The sequence below is a fragment of the Ideonella sp. genome (genome assembly GCF_041287625.1).
GTDB lineage: Bacteria > Pseudomonadota > Gammaproteobacteria > Burkholderiales > Burkholderiaceae_C > Ideonella.
The window spans coordinates 57272-73548 of sequence record NZ_JBGGNH010000016.1 but is presented as its reverse complement, the minus strand read 5'-3'; the positions used below and the strand labels follow the sequence as shown (position 1 = coordinate 73548).

Genomic DNA, 16277 nt, shown 5'->3' with positions numbered 1-16277 from the left:
CTTCAGGTGGCCGGCTTCAGATCGCCAGCCAGTGCCAGGCCGCGCTGTAGCAGCCCAGCAGGATCGCCGCGATGCCGAGGTTGACCAGCAGCGGCCGCACGCCGGTGCGCAGGTCCAGCCCCATGCGCGCACCCAGGCTGAACCACCAGACCATCAGCAGCAGCGCGCCGACCTCGTCGGCGCCCACCTGCGGGTTGGCCTGCAGCATCGCGGCCACGCCACACAGCCACAGGCCGAGGCCCACCACCGAGGCTTCGGTGAAGGCCTTGAAAGTCGGCTTGCGCCATTGAATGCCCAGGATCTGCATGAGTCGGCCTGCGGGAAAGAAGCTGCGGGGAAAAAGACGGCAAGGCGGGAAATTCGGGCAACAGTCGAACACGCCCGGTGCGGAACCGGCGCGCGCAAGCGCCAGGCGGCGATCACTGTGCAGGCGGAATCTTAGCCAGGACCGCTGCTTTCCAAGCCCGGAACACCGGCGTCATCGCGGGTCTTTCAAGGCATTTGGCGGCGCGCCAACAACACCGCCAGCAACACCGTGGCCTCGTGGTGCGTCCTCGCCCCGCGCCGAGGCGGCGCGCACCGCGAGGCGCTTCAGCTTGGTGCTCCGGCGGCCCAGCGGCCGCCGGCAACGACGCCAAAGGCCTGCAACCGCCCTGGCACATCGCTTGCATGTCCTTCCGCCCGAGAGGGACGGCCGAGACAGCGCCGTTCTTTGAATGGTGGCTAGGGTTCCGACCGCTTCGGCGGTGTCTGGTCCGAGAGCTGCCGGCGGGCCGCAAGGCACGTTACACGGCGGGACAAAAACCCGGGAGGCGGCTTCGTCAGAGGTCCCTCTCGCCGTTCGTCCCAACCCAGCCGGAGTGCCCCGCCCATGTCTTCCGTTGCCAAATTTTCCGCCCTTGCCGCCGCCCGTTCGGCCCTGCGCCGCGCCACCTTTGCCGTGGCCTTGCTCGGCTGCGCAGCCGCTGCCGTCTCGCCTCAAGCGGCGCAAGCCGAGGTCAAGGTCGGGCTGTCCGACTGGCCGGGCTGGGTCGCCTGGTACATCGCCGACCAAAAGGGGTACTTCAAGAAAAACGGCGCCGATGTGAAGCTGGTCTGGTTCGCCAACTACACCGACTCGATCTCCGCCCTCTCCTCCGGCCAGCTGGACGCCAACAGCCAGACCTGGAGCGACACGCTGGGCCCGCTGGCCAAGGGGATCAAGCTCAAGGCCGTGTTGGTCAACGACAACTCGGCCGGCAACGACGCGCTGATGGTCTCGCCCAAGATCAAGGGCTACGCCGACCTGAAAGGCAAGAGCATCGCGCTGGAGCAGTACAGCATCTCGCACTTCGTGCTGGCCACCGCGCTGGCCAAGAACGGCATGAAGCCGGCCGACGTGAAGATCGTCAACCTGCCGGCCGGCGACGCCGCCGCGGCCTTCCTGGCCGGGCGTGTGGACGCCGCCGTGGTCTGGAACCCGTGGGTCAACCAGATCCAGCAGTCCGGCAAGGGCCGCGCGCTGTTCACCTCCAAGGACATGCCGGGCCTGGTGCCCGACCTGCTGGTGGCGCAGGAGAAGGCCATCGCGTCCAAGCGCAAGGAGTTCGTCGGCATGATCCGCGCGTGGTTCGAGGTCGAGAAGTTCGTGCGCGAGCAGCCGGCCGAAGCCGCCAAGATCATGGCCAAGGTCGTCAGCATGAAGCCAGACGAATACCAGGTCTTCCTGCCCGGCACCCGCTTCTTCGACGCCGCGACCAACAAGGCCGCCTTCGACGCCAAGAACCCGCAGTCGCTGGTCGCCGTGGCACCCACCATCGCCGCCTTCCTCACCGAGCACAAGCTGATCGACGGCAAGCCAGACGCAGCGGCCGGCGTGGACGGCTCGCTGCTGCAAGAGGCCCTGGGCACCGCCACCGCTGCCAAGTGAGGCGGCGCCCATGTCACAGATCCTGCAGATCCGGCAGGCCATCGGCCGCCGCACCTACCTCGCGCTGGCGCTGGCCGGGTTGATCCTGCCGCTGGCCGGCTGGGCCCTGCTGGCAGCCAGTGGCCAGGTGGAGTCGGTGTTCATGCCGGGGCCGCAAAAGGTGCTGGGCCGCATCGCCAGCTGGTGGTCCGAGGACGACCTGCTGGGCGACGCCGGCATCAGCATCCTGCGCGTGGTCGCCGGCTGGGCGCTGGCCGCGCTGCTGGCATTGCCGCTGGGCCTGTTCATCGGCAGCTGGCGCGCCATGCAGGCGCTGCTGGAGCCGCTGACGGACTTCATCCGCTACATGCCGGCCGTCGCCTTCGTGCCGCTGGTCATGCTGTGGGTGGGCATTGGCGAAGGGGCGAAGGTGGCCATCATCTTCATCGGCACCTTCTTCCAGATGGTGTTGATGGTGGCCGAGGACGTGCGCCGCGTGCCGATGGCGCAGATCGAGGCCGCGCAGACCATGGGCGCCACCCGGCGCGAAGTGGTCGAGCAGGTCATCGTGCCGTCTGCCAAGCCGGCCCTGCTGGACACGCTGCGCGTGACCATGGGCTGGGCCTGGACCTACCTGGTGGTGGCCGAGCTGGTGGCCGCGAACTCGGGGCTGGGCTTTGCCATCCTGAAGGCCCAGCGCTTCCTGCAGACCGACAAGATCTTCGCCGGCATCCTGCTGATCGGCCTGATCGGGCTGGCCATCGACCAGCTGTTCCGCCTGCTGCACCGCAAGGCCTTCCCATGGATGTACGGGAGACACTGAGATGACCCTCGCCACATTGGACGTGATGCCGTCCCTCTGCTGCCGGGCCCTGGGCAAGACCTACCCCGGCGGCAAGCAGCCGGCGCTGGTGGACGTGAACCTGGACATTGCGCCGAACGAGTTCGTCACCCTCGTCGGCGCCTCGGGCTGCGGCAAGTCCACGCTGCTGCGCTGCATGGCCGGGCTGGAGCGGCACGACCAGGGCGAGCTGCGCGTCTGCGGCCAGCCGATTGCCGGGCCGGGGCCGGACCGGGCCATGGTGTTCCAGCACTACAGCCTCTATCCGTGGCTGACGGTGATCGAGAACATCCGCTTCGTGCGCCGGCTCTCCGTCCACACCCGGGACAGCAGCAGCAGCGACGTGGAGGCTGCCAGCGGCCGGGCCGATGCCCTGCTGCAGCTGATGGGATTGGACGCCGTGCGCGACGCCTACCCCAACCAGCTCTCCGGCGGCATGCAGCAGCGCGTGGCGATCGCCCGCGCACTGATGAGCGGCCCGCCCATCCTGCTGATGGACGAACCTTTCGGCGCACTGGACGCGCAGACCCGCGAGGTCATGCACGACCTGATCGCCCACGTGCACCGGCAGGAGCGCAGCACCATCGTGTTCGTCACCCATGACGTGGAAGAGGCGCTGTACCTCGGCCACCGCGTGGTGCTGATGGCGCCGCGTCCCGGCCGCATCGACACCATCTACCCGGTGCCGCTGCCCGCCCGCCGCAAGCAGGACATGAAGCTGGCCCCGGAGTTCCTCGCGCTCAAGCGCGAGATCCTCGAACGCATCCGCGACACCTCGGGCATGAAGACCGACCTGGAGCTGCTCGAAAAGCTCAGCCAGGCCGCCGCGTAAAGCGGCACCTCTTTTGGAGACCGACATGAAAACCTTGGTCCACACCCTGGACAACCCGCCGGCCAGCGCGCCGGTGGACACGCCCGCGCTGTGGCGCGAGTTCGCGCCCACGCTGCCGGCGGATGCAGTGCTGTGGTCCGACATCGTGCCCGGCGGCTGCCACGGCGCGCGCCTGCTGCGCCGCGGCACTTCGCTGCGCATGGTCGCGCTGGACGCCTCGGCCAACTTCAGCTTCGTGCTGTATGCCGCAGTCGACCTGCTGGAGCGCTACAACATGCCCGACACGCTGAAGGCCCAGCACACCGCCCACCTGACCCGCGGCCACGTGCTGATGAGTGACATGGGCCGCGCGATGGCCAGCATCACCGAAGACACGCTGGGCTGGCATGACCCGCTGGGCGCGCTGCTGGACGAAGCCCTGCTCGCCGCCAAGTACCCAGCCCAGCGCTATGCCACGCACCGCAACGATATGGCCCGCGCCGGCCGCGAAGGCCTGCAGGTCGAACTGGCCAAGTTCGGCCTCGCGCCGCGCGACCTGATCGCGCCGGTGAATGCCTTCAGCAAGGTGCAGGTGGACCTCGAAGGCCGCTTCCAGTTCGCCGAGCGCCATGCCAAGCCCGGCAGCACGCTGGAACTGCGCTGCGAGATGGACCTGCTGCTGGCCTACAGCAGCGCGCCGCATGCGCTGGACCCTGCGCCCGTCTACACGCCCGGCCGCATTGGCCTGGCGGCCTGGCATTCCGGCACTGCGCCGGCAGAGGATTTCTGCCGCAGCTTCCGCCCGGAAAACGCCCGTGCTTTGCACAACACCGAACTGCTTTTTGCCTGAGGCCGCGATGACTGCCAACGCCACTGCATTCCGCATCCAGGAGAGCCCGCTGGACCCGGCGGACGCCTTGCACGACCACACCGTGCCGGCAGGCGAGCCTTGCCTGCTGGCCATCCAGGCCGGCCAGACGCTGCGCCTGGTCGACCTCGAAGGCAACCAGGCCATCGACGCGCTGTTCTACGCCCAGGCCCCGCTGGGCGAGCGCTACAGCGCCACCAACACCATGCTGGCCCAGGGCGGCATCTACCTGACCACCGGCTCGGTGCTGATGAGCAACACCGGCCGCAAGATGGCCACCGTCGTGGCCGACACCTGCGGCCGCCACGACACCCTGGGCGGCGCCTGCTCCACCGAGAGCAACCAGGTGCGCTATGCGCTCGGCAAGCGCCACATGCACGCCTGCCGCGACAACTTCCTCAGCGCGCTGCTGGCCGCCGACATCGGCCTGGGCAAGCGCGACCTGGCGCCCAACATCAACTTCTTCATGAACGTGCCGGTCACCCCCGAAGGCGGGCTGAAGTTCGACGATGGCGTCTCCGCACCCGGCAAGTACGTGGAACTGCGCGCCGAGATCGACCTGTGGCTCCTGATCTCCAACTGCCCACAGCTGAACAACCCCTGCAACGGCTACGACCCAACCTCCGCCCAGGTCTTGATCTGGGACAGGGACTGTTGAGTCTTCGAATGCCGCGACACAACACCCCGTTCGGGCTGAGCCTGTCAAAGCCCTCTGCCCCGTTCGGGCTGAGCCTGTCGAAGCCGTGTGCCTTCACGCAGGCACTTCGACAAGCTCAGTGCGAACGGAAAGAAAAATCCCATGACACCGTGCCCCGTTCGGGCTGAGCCTGTCTAAGCCCTCTCCCCCGTTCGGGCTGAGCCTGTCGAAGCCGTGTGCCGCCGCGCAGGCACCTCGACAAGCTCAGTGCGAACGGATGGGAAAGCGCGTCGCCTTCTTCACGGCCTCAGGACGACCTGAGTCGCTGCCCAAGACCCGGCGGGACGGCCCGCCCTCACCTCACAGGTGAAGGTCCTATGTCTTTCAATACAGTCCTCATCGCGAACCGCGGCGCCATCGCCTGCCGCATCATCCGCACGTTGCATGCGCTGGGCCTGAAGGCCGTGGCGGTCTACTCCGAGGCGGACGCCGATGCGCGCCATGTCGCAATGGCCGACCAGGCGGTCTGCATTGGCCCCGCACCCGCCGCTCAGAGCTACCTGAATGCCGAGCGCATCCTCGCCGTGGCACGCGAGACCGGCGCCGGCGCGATCCACCCCGGCTACGGCTTCCTGTCTGAGAACCCCGGTTTTGCCGAAGCCTGCGAAGCGGCAGGCTTCGCTTTCATCGGCCCCACGCCAGCGCAGATGCGTGCCTTCGGCCTGAAGCACAGCGCGCGTGAACTGGCGCTGGCGCATGGCGTGCCACTGCTGCCCGGCAGCGGGCTGCTGGTTGACGCCGAAGAGGCGCGACACGAGGCCGCGCGCATCGGCTACCCGGTGATGCTCAAGAGCACCGCGGGCGGCGGCGGCATCGGCATGCGGCTGGTGCGCGACGAGGCCGAACTCGCGGCCGCCTGGGAGGCCGTGTCGCGCCTGGCACGGGCCAATTTCAAGGACGCGGGGCTGTTCCTGGAGAAGTTCGTCGAGCAGGCGCGACACATCGAGGTGCAGCTGTTTGGCGACGGCCGGGGCGAGGTCGTCGCGCTGGGCGAGCGGGACTGTTCGGCCCAGCGGCGCAACCAGAAGGTGATCGAAGAAACGCCGGCCCCGCACCTGCCAGGCGAAACCCGTGAGGCGCTGCAGGCCGCCGCGCTGCGCCTGGGCCGCGCGGTGAACTACCGCTCGGCTGGCACCGTGGAATTCGTGCTGGACGCGGCCACCGGCGCCTTCTACTTCCTGGAGGTCAACACCCGGCTGCAGGTGGAGCACGGCGTGACCGAGCAGGTCACCGGCATCGACCTGGTGGCGTGGATGGTGAAGCTCGCACGCGGCGAGGCCTTCCCGCTGGTCGCACCGGCGCCGCAGGGCGCGTCCATCCAGGTGCGCCTGTACGCAGAAGACCCGGCCCGCCAGTTTCAGCCCTGCGCCGGGCTGCTCACCGAAGTGGTCTGGCCAGACGACGTGCGGGTCGACGGCTGGGTCGAAGCCGGTACCGAGGTGCCGCCGAACTACGACCCGATGTTGGCCAAGCTGATCGTCACCGCCGCCACGCGCGAAGGGGCCGTGGCCAAGCTGGCCGCCGCGCTGGACGCCACGCGCCTGGCCGGCATCGAAACCAACCTGCGCTACCTGCGCGCGGTGGTCAGCAGCGAAACCTTTCGCGAGGGCCGTGTCATCACCGCCACGCTCGGCCGGTTCAGCTGGGCGCCGCGGGCCGTCGAAGTGCTGGAAGCCGGCGTGCAGACCAGCGTGCAGGACTGGCCGGGCCGGCAAGGCCTGTGGGCCGTGGGTGTGCCACCTTCGGGCCCGATGGACGGCCTGGCCATGCGCCTGGCCAACCGGCTGGTGGGCAATGCCAGCAATGCCGCCGCCCTAGAATGCACCCTCGCCGGCCCGGCGCTGCGCTTCCATGCGGACGCGGTGATCGCACTGACCGGCGCCGACATGGGCGCCACGCTGGACGGCCAGCCGCTTCCCCCTTGGCGCTCGCATGCCGTGCCTGCCGGCAGCGTGCTGCGCCTGGGCGCCGTGCAAGGCGCAGGCGCGCGGGCCTACCTGGCGCTACGTGGCGGGCTGGACCTGCCGCAGTACCTCGGCAGCCGCAGCACTTTCACGCTGGGCCAGTTCGGCGGCCATGGCGGTCGCACGCTGCGCACCGGCGACCTGCTGCATCTGGCCGACAAGACCAGCGCACCGGCCCCCATCAAAGCGCTTCAGCCGCCTGCCTATGCGCAGCACTGGGACATTGGCGTGCTCTACGGCCCGCATGGCGCGCCAGACTTCTTCACGCCGGCCGACATCGAAGCCTTCTTCGCGGCCGGCTGGCAGGTCCACTACAACTCCAGCCGCACCGGCGTGCGCCTGATCGGCCCCAAGCCCGAGTGGGCGCGACCGGACGGCGGCGAAGCCGGGCTGCATCCGTCCAACCTGCACGACAACGCCTACGCCATCGGCGCCATCGACTTCACCGGCGACATGCCGGTCATCCTCGGGCCGGACGGGCCCAGCCTGGGCGGCTTTGTCTGCCCGGCCGTGGTGGTGGCCGCCGAGCGCTGGAAGCTGGGCCAGCTGCGTCCGGGCGACACCATCCGATTCCGGTGCCTGAATGCCGAGCAAGCTGCGGTGTTGCAGACCGCCGAAGACGCGCTGGTCGAGTCGCTGGACGCGCCGTGGCCACGGCTGCCCGATTGCACGCCAGCCGAGCAGGTCACGGCGCTGCACAGCCCGGTGCTGCTGCGCGACCCGGCCGAAGGCGAGCTGCCCGAGATGGTGGTGCGCCAGGCGGGGGACCGCTACCTGCTGGTCGAATACGGCCCGCAGGTGCTGGACCTGGAACTTCGCATGCGGGTGCATGCGCTGATGCTGGCGCTGCAGGCCAGGCGGGACGCGGGCGAGCTGCCCGGCATCGTCGACCTCACGCCGGGCATCCGCTCGCTGCAGGTGCATCACGACCCGACGCGCCTGAGCCGCGAGGCCCTGCTGCAACTGCTGCTGGCCACCGACCACGCGCTGCCACGCAGCGACGACTTCGAAGTGCCCTCGCGCACCGTCTGGCTGCCGCTGTCCTGGGACGACCCGACGACGAAGCTCGCCATCAAGAAGTACATGCAGTCGGTGCGGCCGGACGCGCCCTGGTGCCCCAGCAACATCGAGTTCATCCGCCGCATCAATGGGCTGGATTCGGTGCAGCAGGTCTACGGCACGGTGTTCGACGCACGCTACCTGGTGATGGGCCTGGGCGATGTGTACCTGGGCGCGCCAGTGGCCACGCCGGTGGACCCGCGCCACCGCCTGGTCACCACCAAGTACAACCCGGCCCGCACCTGGACGCCCGAAAACGCGGTGGGCATTGGCGGCGCTTACCTCTGTGTCTATGGCATGGAAGGCCCGGGCGGCTACCAGTTCGTCGGCCGCACGGTGCAGATGTGGAACCGCTGGCGCGATGCACGCAGCGGCGCGCTGGAATTCGAAGCCGGCAAGCCGTGGCTGCTGCGCTTCTTCGACCAGATCCGCTTCTACCCGGTCAGCGAAAACGAACTGCTGCAGATGCGCCGCGACTTCCCCGCCGGCCGGTTGCGCCTGCGCATCGAGGAAGGCACGTTCCGCCTCAAGGACTACCGCGCGCTGCTGGCCGAACACGCCGCCGAAATCGTCGCCCACAAGGCCCGCCAGCAAGCCGCCTTCGATGCCGAACGCGAACGCTGGCGCGAGGCCGGCCAGGCCGAATACGTCGGCGAACCCGAGGCCGACGCGCCGAGCGATGACGACCCACGACCCCCCGGCACCCGCGCCGTGCACTCGCAAGTGCCCGGCAGCGTCTGGCGCGTGCTGGTCAACGAAGGCGACACCGTGGCCGAAGGCGACACACTGGTCATCGTCGAGTCCATGAAGATGGAGTTCGCGGTCGTGGCGCCCTGCGCGGGCCAGGTCTGGCGCGTGGCTTGCCGCGAGGGTGGCGCGGTGGGTGCGGGGCAGGAAGTGGTGTGGCTGACCGCCTGATCGAGGCCCTGCGAAAGCGGAAGAAGCATCCGCATGCGTGCCAACCGGGCAGTGGCGCACTGGTTCCGAAGGGTTCAGAAGCAAGCATCGCAAGGTGTGTTGCGAATCATTCGCAATAGAATTCATGGTTTTCCCGCAGTCCGCTTCTCACCTCATGCCCGATCACTCCACCGTCTCCATTGCGCCGCATCTGGCGCTGACCACCTTGGCCGCCGCGCTGATGAGCCTGGGCGCCCAAGCCCAAACGACGGGCGATGCGCCAGCCGTCACCCCGCCCCCGCCGCCCGAACAGGTGGTGGTCACCGCCACGCGGGGCGGCAAGGCGGTGGAGAAGATCCCCGGTGCCGTCAGCGTGATCGGCCGCAGCGAGATCGAGGCCCAGGGCCTGATCAGCGAAGACCCGAGCGCGCTGCTGGCTGTCCAGGTGCCGGGCTATGCACCTTCTCGGCAGAAGCTGAGCAACTTCGGCGAGGGCCTGCGCGGGCGCAATGCCCTGCTGCTGCTGGACGGCATTCCGCAGACCAACCCGCTGCGGCTGGGCGGCCGCGAAGGCTATTTCGCCGACCCGATGATCGTGCAGCGCATCGAGGTGGTCAGCGGCGCTTCGGCGGTGCAGGGCATGGGCGCCACCGGCGGCATCGTCAACACCATCACCCGCACGCCGCAGACGCCCGGCACCCATCAGACGGTGGAGCTGAAGTACAGCACCCAGGGCCACAGCAACAGCCAGGGCTGGAAGGCAGGCTACATGCTGGAGCACCTGAGCGAAGGCGAGAACCCTTACGACGTGCTGCTCTACCTGGGCAAGCGCGAGCAGGACATTGGGGTGGACGGCGACGGCCGCTACCTGGCCACCGAATCGCTGCACCAGGCCAGGGATGCCTACTTGAAGCTGGGCCAGCAGGTCGGCACGCAGCGCTTCCAGTTGATGCTCAACCAGTTCCACGCAGACGGCTTTGACGACTGGGTCGATGTGGACGGGGACCGCGACACCGGCCTGCCCACCTCGGCGCAACACGGTACGTTGGACTGGCAGGCACCGCGCAACCAGGTGCGCTCGACCAGCCTGGAATGGAGCGACAGCGACCTGGCCGGCGGCGTGGCCTCGGTGCAGCTCTTCAAGCAGACCTTCAGCGCCCGCTACACCGGCGGCGTGATCACCACCTTCCAGGACGCCAGCCTCGCCCCCACCGGCACGCTGGTGGACCAGAGCCAGATCGATGCCGACAAATGGGGCTTGCGCAGCAGCTGGGTGCGGCCGGACTTCGGGCTGCATGGCCTGGAGTTCACCGGTGGCGTGGACCTGCTGCACGACACTTCCTCGCAGAAGCTGACCATGACCGGCCGCACCTGGGTGCCGCCGCTCAAGTACCGCAGCCTGGCGCCGTTCACCCAGCTGGAATACACCTGGAACGACCTGACCCTGCGCGCCGGCTTGCGCCACGAGAACAGCCACCTGGACGTGGACAGCTACACCACACTGGCTTTCTACGGCAACCGCGCGGTGCAGGGCGGCACGCGCGATTCGGCCAAGCTGGTCAAGAGCCTGGGCGGCGTCTGGCGCTTCGGCGACAGCGGCTGGTCCAGCTTCGTCTCGTACAACGAAGGCTTCGGCATGCCGGACGTGGGCCTGATCCTGCGGGCCATCAAGACGGCGGGCCAGTCGGTGGACAGCCTGGTGGACCTGCAGCCCATCGTCACCAACAACCGCGAGCTGGGCCTGGCCTGGCGCGGCGCCGGTGCGAGCTTCAGCGCTTCGGTCTATGACTCGCGCTCCTCGCTGGGCAGCCAGATCGTGGTCAGCAACGGCATCGGCACCGTGCAGCGGGTGCCCATCCAGGTCAAGGGCTTCGAGTTCAGCGGCCAATGGCGCGTGCTGCCCACGCTGAAGCTGGATGCCAGCTACGCGCTCACCCGCGGCCGCACCGCCGCCGCCGCCGGCCAGCCGCTGGACCTGGACCTCGGTGCCCGCTCGCAAGGGCCGGACAAGCTGGTGATGGCCGGCCAATGGGACTTTGCACCGGAGATGAGCGGCCGCCTCACCCTCTCGCACTTCCGGCCGCGCACTGCCAATGAAGACAAGCTCTCCGGCACCACCCGCCTGGCGGAGCACTTCAGCGGCTACACCGTGCTGGACCTCGCCACCACCTGGCGTTCCAGCTGGGGCGACCTGGGCCTGGGCGTCGAGAACCTGCTGGACCGCCAATACTTCACCTACTACGGCCAGGCCAATTACTCTGGCGGCAATGACGACTACTACGCAGGTCGCGGCCGGACCTTCACCGTCAGCTGGAAGCGGCAGTTCTGATGCGCAAATGGTGGACATGGGGCCATCGCTGGGTAGGCTTGCTGGCCGGCCTGTTGATGGCGATGATGGGCCTCACCGGCAGCGTGATGGTCTGGCAGGCGGAACTCGACGCTGCCCTGAACCCGCAGTGGTTCGGCCCCAGCGCCTGCGCCCGGGCCGGCACCGCGGCGCAGCCGGAAAAGCCGTTGGCAACAGTGCTGGCCGTGCTGGCCCGCGAGGCACCGCAGGTCCGCCCCGCCATCATCGTGGCGCCCACCCACGCTGGCGCCAGCTACCAGGTCTGGGAAGCGCGGGACCCGCGCACCGGCCTGCGCCGCGAACACTTCGTGGACCCAGCCTGTGGCCGCTACCTGGGCCAGCGGGACCGTGGCGCCTGGGTGATGGACCGCGCCCACGCCGTGCCCGCGCTGTACGAACTGCACAGCCGGCTGCTGGCCGGCGAGACCGGCCACCTGATCATTGGCAGCGGTGGCCTGCTGCTGCTGGCGCTGGCGATCAGCGGCGTGGTGCTGGCCTGGCCGCGGCGCAGCAGCCGCGAGGCCTGGCGCCGCACGCTGAGCATCAAGACCGATGCCTCGGCCGTGCGCCTGTGGTTTGACGCTCACCGCGCGCTGGGCCTGTGGCTGGCGCCGCTGCTGCTCCTGCTGCCACTGACTGGCGCGATGATGGTCTTCAGCGACAGCGCTCGAACTGTTGTGGCTGCGGTGCTGCCTACGCAGCCGCGGCAGGCAAAGCCGATGACGGCTGCCAAGGATGCAGGCCCATCTCTGCCCAGCCCAGCGGTGCCGCTGGATGAGCTGGTGCAGCGAGCGCAGTCTCGCTTTCCCGCTGCCACCTGGTCCCGCCTGAGCCTGCCGGCCAAGGCCGGAGCGCCCTACGAGCTTCGCCTGCTGCAGGCCGGCGAGCCGCGGGTGGACACCGGCAACACCCGCGTGCGACTGGACGCCGGCGGCCGGGTGCTGAGCCAGTCCGATCCGCTGAACGCGCCAGCAGGCAATGTGCTGCTGGACTGGATCTTCCCGCTGCACAGCGCCGAAGCCCTGGGGCTGCTCGCGCGGCTGCTGTGGACGGCGTTCGGCCTGCTGCCTGCCCTGCTGTTCGGCACCGGGCTGTGGCTGTGGTGGCGCCACCAGCGGGCCAGCGCAGCCAGCCGCGCACGCAGCCGGCCGACATCTGTCTCGGCTGGCGGTTAAGGCCACGCTGAAGCAGCGTCCAACCGGGCCTGCCGGTCGCACAAGTCCTCGGAAAAACGAGCCATGAACATCAGCGCGCGGACCTGGGCGGCGGCGGGCCAGTCCCGCTGCTGGTCGATGAGCTGATCCCGCGCGTGGCCTGCATGGCGCGCTGGTGCGCCTGCACCACGCTGGCCTTACTCACCTCGCGGGCCGGCCGCCTGGACGCGGTGTGATGCCGATGGGCACCAATCAACGGCCAATTGCAGGGGAGTAGCTGGTCGTAGGCTCCGATGCCAATGTATCAAGCTCGGGCAGTGTGTCGCGCCTGGCGAAGATGCTTGCCATCTCCGCCGCGTTCTCGGTCCCCCAGGTGCACAGCGGGACGATCGCGGCGGCGAGGCTGCGACCGAGCGGCGTCAGCGCGTAGTCCACACGCGGCGGCACCTCCTTGTAGTCGTTCCGCGCCAACACGCAATCGGCCTCCAGGTCCTTCAACTGCTGGATCAGCACCTTGTCGCTGACGCCCTGGGTCAGGCGCTTGAGCTCGCCGTAGCGCTTCGGGCCGTCGCGCAGGAAAAACAGGATGAGCGGTTTCCATTTGCCCGAGATGACGCGGAGCGTCGCGTTGAGTCCGCAGCCGGTATCGCAGATTTCAGGGGGTGTCGTCATTTTTGATACTTACCAAAAAGTGCATACTTGTCCTTAGGTTATCAGAACTCCATAGTTGTCTTCAGGCAAGCATTTCCCAGCTTTCCTGCATACGCAACCAAGGATTCATGACATGACCAGACTGAATGGAAAGACCGCTGTTGTCACCGGCGGCGCGACAGGCATCGGCTTCGCCGCGGCAAAGCGCTTCATCGAGGAAGGCGCCTTCGTCTTCATCTACGCCCGCCGACAAGAATCGCTAGCCGCCGCTGTAGCGAAGCTCGGGCCCAATGCCCGCGGGGTGCAGGGCTCGGTGTCCGATCTGGCCGACCTCGACCGGCTCTACGCGGCGGTGAAGGCCGAGCGCGGAACCCTCGACATCGTCGTCGCCAATGCCGGCGCGGGAAGCCAGGCTCGCCTCGGCGAGATCACCGCCAAGCACATCGACGAAACCTTCGACACCAATGTGAAGGGCACGATCTTCACGGTCCAGAAGGCGCTGCCGCTGATGGGCAAGGGTGGTTCGATCATCCTGACGGGATCGAGCGCCGGCACCACCGGCGCCCCCGGGATGAGCGCCTACAGCGCGAGCAAGGCGGCAGTGCGCAACCTCGCGCGGACCTGGGCGGAGGACCTCAAAGGCACCGGCATCCGGGTCAACGTGCTGTCGCCCGGGGCGACTGCGACCGAACTCGCGAAGCAGGCGCTGGGTGAAGAGGGCCAGAAGGTCTACGCCGCGATGACACCGCTGCAGCGCATGGCCGATCCGGCGGAGATCGGGGCGGCTGCTGCCTTTCTCGCGTCGTCGGACAGCAGTTTCATGACCGCCAGCGAGGTCGCCGTCGACGGCGGCCTGGCGCAACTCTGACGCACTGCGCCCGGCCGGTCGCCCCATTCGCTATTCGGAGCCGGCCGGGCGTGTTCAAACCCAAGGAGAACACATGAGCTACGCAATCATTGGCTTCGGCCATATCGGCCAAGCGCTTGCCAAGGCGTTTGCGCGCAGCGGCATCGAGGTGTCCGTTGCCACCACGCGCGACCCGGAGAGCTTCGCAGCCGATGCGGCCGCGATCGGGCCCACGGTCATCCCCAAAAAATTGGCGGACGCCCTCAAGGCGGACGTCCTCTTTTTGGCTGTGCGTTTCGAGTCGCACCCGGATGTCGCGAAGGCGCTGCCCACCTGGAAGGGGAAGACCATCGTCGACGTGACCAACGCCTACGGCGTGCCCCCTGAGCAACTGGAAGGACAGCCTTCATCCAAAGTGGTCGCGCAGGCCTTCGCGGGTGGAAGACTGGTCAAGGGCTTCAATCATCTGGTCGCGGCCGTCCTCGACAAGGATCCGGCCGTACACGGTGGCAGGAGAGTCGTGTTCCTGGCAAGCGACGATGACGGCGCAGCAGCGGAGATTGGCGCGCTTGCGGGAAAACTCGGTTTCTCGCCGATCAAACTTGGCGGGCTTTCGGAAGGTGGATTGCTGGTGCAGGCCCGCGGAAACAGCTGGGGCCACCTCATCTTCAAGGACTTGGTCAAGTTCGACTGACGCGCACCACCTTCACACCCGCCGGCGCAGCGTGCGGGGCTTCGGCTTGGCGGGCGGCGTCCAGCGCGGCCAGCGGCTCGTCCATCAACAGCAGCTGCGGGCTGGCGCTTGAGCAGGTGATCGATGCCCAGCGGCGCCGCCGCCTGCAGTCGGACAGGTTGCCGCCCGCATGGCTTTTGAAGGGTTTGAGGCAAACCGATGCTGGCTCGGCGACACTGCGCCCCTTGTCCACATCTGGTCCGCCCTGAGCCCTTGCCCGTGTCACTGCCTGCCCTGCCCGCTCCTCATCTGGCCACCTTGCCCAACGGGCTGCGCGTGGTCGCGCTGCCCATGCCGTGGCGATCCACCGTGTCGCTGAGCGTGTACATCCGCACCGGCAGCCTGCACGAGAGCCAACGCCTGGCCGGCATCAGCCACGTGGTCGAGCACATGGCCTTCAAGGGCACGGCCACGCGGGACTGCCAGCGCATCAACCTGGATGCAGAGCGCCTGGGCGCCGAGGTCAATGCGCACACCGACAAGGACCACACCGCCTTCCACATCGAAGGCCTGGCCGAGGACCTGCTGAGCTTCGTGCCGCTGCTGGCCGACATCGTGCTGAACCCCAGCTTCCCGGCCGACGAGCTGGAGCGCGAGCGCCAGGTCATCCTGCACGAGCTGGCCGAGGTGGAGGAAGACCCGGCCGCCGTCGCCTTCCAGGCCTTCGACCGCGCCTGCTATGGCCGGCGCCACGCCGCGGGCCGACCGGTGATCGGGCTGCGCGCGAACATCGAGCGCTTCAGCCGCGAGGAACTGCTGGGCTATGTGCAGGCGCAGTACGGCGCGTGCAACGTGGTGGTGGCCGCGGCCGGGCCGGTCGAGCCTGATGCATTCATGCGCGCCGTGGAAGCGGCCTTTGGTGGCATGCCGCGCGGCGAACCGAACCTGGCCACGCCGCCGGAGTGGATCGGCGGCATCCAGCAATGCCGGCTGGCCGGCAGCTCGCAGTGCCAGGTGGTGCTGGGCTTCGAGACGCCGACGCTGGCCGACAAGCGACACGTGGCCCATGTGCTGGCCGCTGCGCTGCTGGGCGAAGGCATGAGCTCGCCGCTGCTGGACGAGATCCGCGAGCGGCGCGGGCTGGCCTACTACGCGGCCTGCACGGCCGATGTGCTGCCGATGACCGGGCAGTTCGTCATTGAAGCGGCCACCGCTTCCAAGCAGGCGGCCGAGCTGTTCACCGAGGTGGCGCGCCTGCTGCGCCGGCAGGCCGACGAAGGCCCGGACAAGGTGGGCCTGGCGCGCGCGCGCCGGCAGATGCAGGTGCGCTTCCTGCGCGGGCTGGAGCAGCCAGGCCGTCGGCTGGAAGCGGCTGCGCAGGAGCTGTTCACCTTCGGCGAACTGCGGGACGCCAACGAAGGGCTGGAGCGCCTGCTGGCCGTCCGCCCGAAACAGGTACAGGAAGTTTTCGCGAAGATGCTGGCCCGGCCGGCAGCAGTGGGTCTGGGCGGCAGCGTGCCGGCGAAACTACGCGAACAGGCGCAGGCGCTCTGGGCCTTCTGACCCCGCCGACGCACCGC

Annotated in this window: 13 protein-coding genes and 1 riboswitch; of the genes, 11 read left to right on the top strand and 2 right to left on the bottom strand. The window is 68.6% G+C overall.

Features of this window, described 5'->3' with window-relative positions; translation table 11 throughout:
* Positions 1-16: 16 nt before the first annotated feature.
* A complete protein-coding gene (locus tag ACAH41_RS06105; RefSeq protein ID WP_325648635.1) occupies positions 17-307 on the bottom strand; it encodes a hypothetical protein in 291 nt (96 codons plus the stop codon).
* A 405-nt stretch (positions 308-712) separates the two neighbouring features.
* Positions 713-814, top strand: a riboswitch (guanidine-I (ykkC/yxkD leader).
* A gap of 57 nt (positions 815-871) precedes the next feature.
* Here ACAH41_RS06105 and ACAH41_RS06100 point away from each other — a divergent pair.
* The 8 genes from ACAH41_RS06100 (at position 872) to ACAH41_RS06065 (ending at position 12547) form a co-directional block, all read left to right on the top strand.
* A complete protein-coding gene (locus ACAH41_RS06100) occupies positions 872-1909 on the top strand; it encodes an ABC transporter substrate-binding protein (protein WP_325648637.1) in 1038 nt (345 codons plus the stop codon).
* A gap of 10 nt (positions 1910-1919) precedes the next feature.
* Positions 1920-2711, top strand: a complete 792-nt coding sequence (locus tag ACAH41_RS06095; protein ID WP_325648638.1) for an ABC transporter permease — start codon at positions 1920-1922, stop codon at positions 2709-2711.
* A 1-nt stretch (position 2712) separates the two neighbouring features.
* Positions 2713-3561, top strand: coding sequence for an ABC transporter ATP-binding protein (locus tag ACAH41_RS06090; protein WP_325648639.1), 849 nt, complete (start codon positions 2713-2715; stop codon positions 3559-3561).
* A 25-nt stretch (positions 3562-3586) separates the two neighbouring features.
* Complete coding sequence (locus tag ACAH41_RS06085; protein WP_325648641.1) at positions 3587-4390, top strand: urea amidolyase associated protein UAAP1; 804 nt, start codon at positions 3587-3589, stop codon at positions 4388-4390.
* 7 nt (positions 4391-4397) lie between these two features.
* On the top strand, positions 4398-5066 hold the full coding sequence (locus tag ACAH41_RS06080) for an urea amidolyase associated protein UAAP2 (protein WP_325648642.1): 669 nt from the start codon (positions 4398-4400) through the stop codon (positions 5064-5066).
* Between the two features lie 356 nt (positions 5067-5422).
* Entirely contained in the window at positions 5423-9046 is a 3624-nt protein-coding gene (gene uca, locus ACAH41_RS06075; protein ID WP_325648644.1) for an urea carboxylase, read from the top strand.
* 154 nt (positions 9047-9200) lie between these two features.
* Positions 9201-11354 carry a TonB-dependent receptor plug domain-containing protein gene (locus ACAH41_RS06070; protein WP_325648646.1) on the top strand — a complete coding sequence of 718 codons (2154 nt, stop codon included), beginning with the start codon at positions 9201-9203 and terminating at the stop codon, positions 11352-11354.
* On the top strand, positions 11354-12547 hold the full coding sequence (locus ACAH41_RS06065; RefSeq protein ID WP_325648648.1) for a PepSY-associated TM helix domain-containing protein: 1194 nt from the start codon (positions 11354-11356) through the stop codon (positions 12545-12547). Before ACAH41_RS06070 ends, ACAH41_RS06065 begins: the two co-directional genes overlap by 1 nt.
* Before the next feature lie 231 nt (positions 12548-12778).
* On the opposite strand, the gene ACAH41_RS06060 is transcribed toward ACAH41_RS06065, so the two are convergent.
* Positions 12779-13198, bottom strand: coding sequence for a helix-turn-helix domain-containing protein (locus ACAH41_RS06060; RefSeq protein WP_325648650.1), 420 nt, complete (start codon positions 13196-13198; stop codon positions 12779-12781).
* A 112-nt stretch (positions 13199-13310) separates the two neighbouring features.
* On the opposite strand from ACAH41_RS06060, the gene ACAH41_RS06055 reads away from it, so the two are divergent.
* The 3 genes from ACAH41_RS06055 (at position 13311) to ACAH41_RS06045 (ending at position 16260) form a co-directional block, all read left to right on the top strand.
* On the top strand, positions 13311-14045 hold the full coding sequence (locus ACAH41_RS06055) for an SDR family oxidoreductase (protein WP_325648652.1): 735 nt from the start codon (positions 13311-13313) through the stop codon (positions 14043-14045).
* Positions 14046-14118: 73 nt separating this feature from the next.
* Positions 14119-14718, top strand: coding sequence for an NADPH-dependent F420 reductase (locus tag ACAH41_RS06050; protein ID WP_325648653.1), 600 nt, complete (start codon positions 14119-14121; stop codon positions 14716-14718).
* A 258-nt stretch (positions 14719-14976) separates the two neighbouring features.
* A complete protein-coding gene (locus tag ACAH41_RS06045; RefSeq protein ID WP_325648654.1) occupies positions 14977-16260 on the top strand; it encodes a pitrilysin family protein in 1284 nt (427 codons plus the stop codon).
* The last annotated feature ends 17 nt before the right edge of the window (positions 16261-16277 follow it).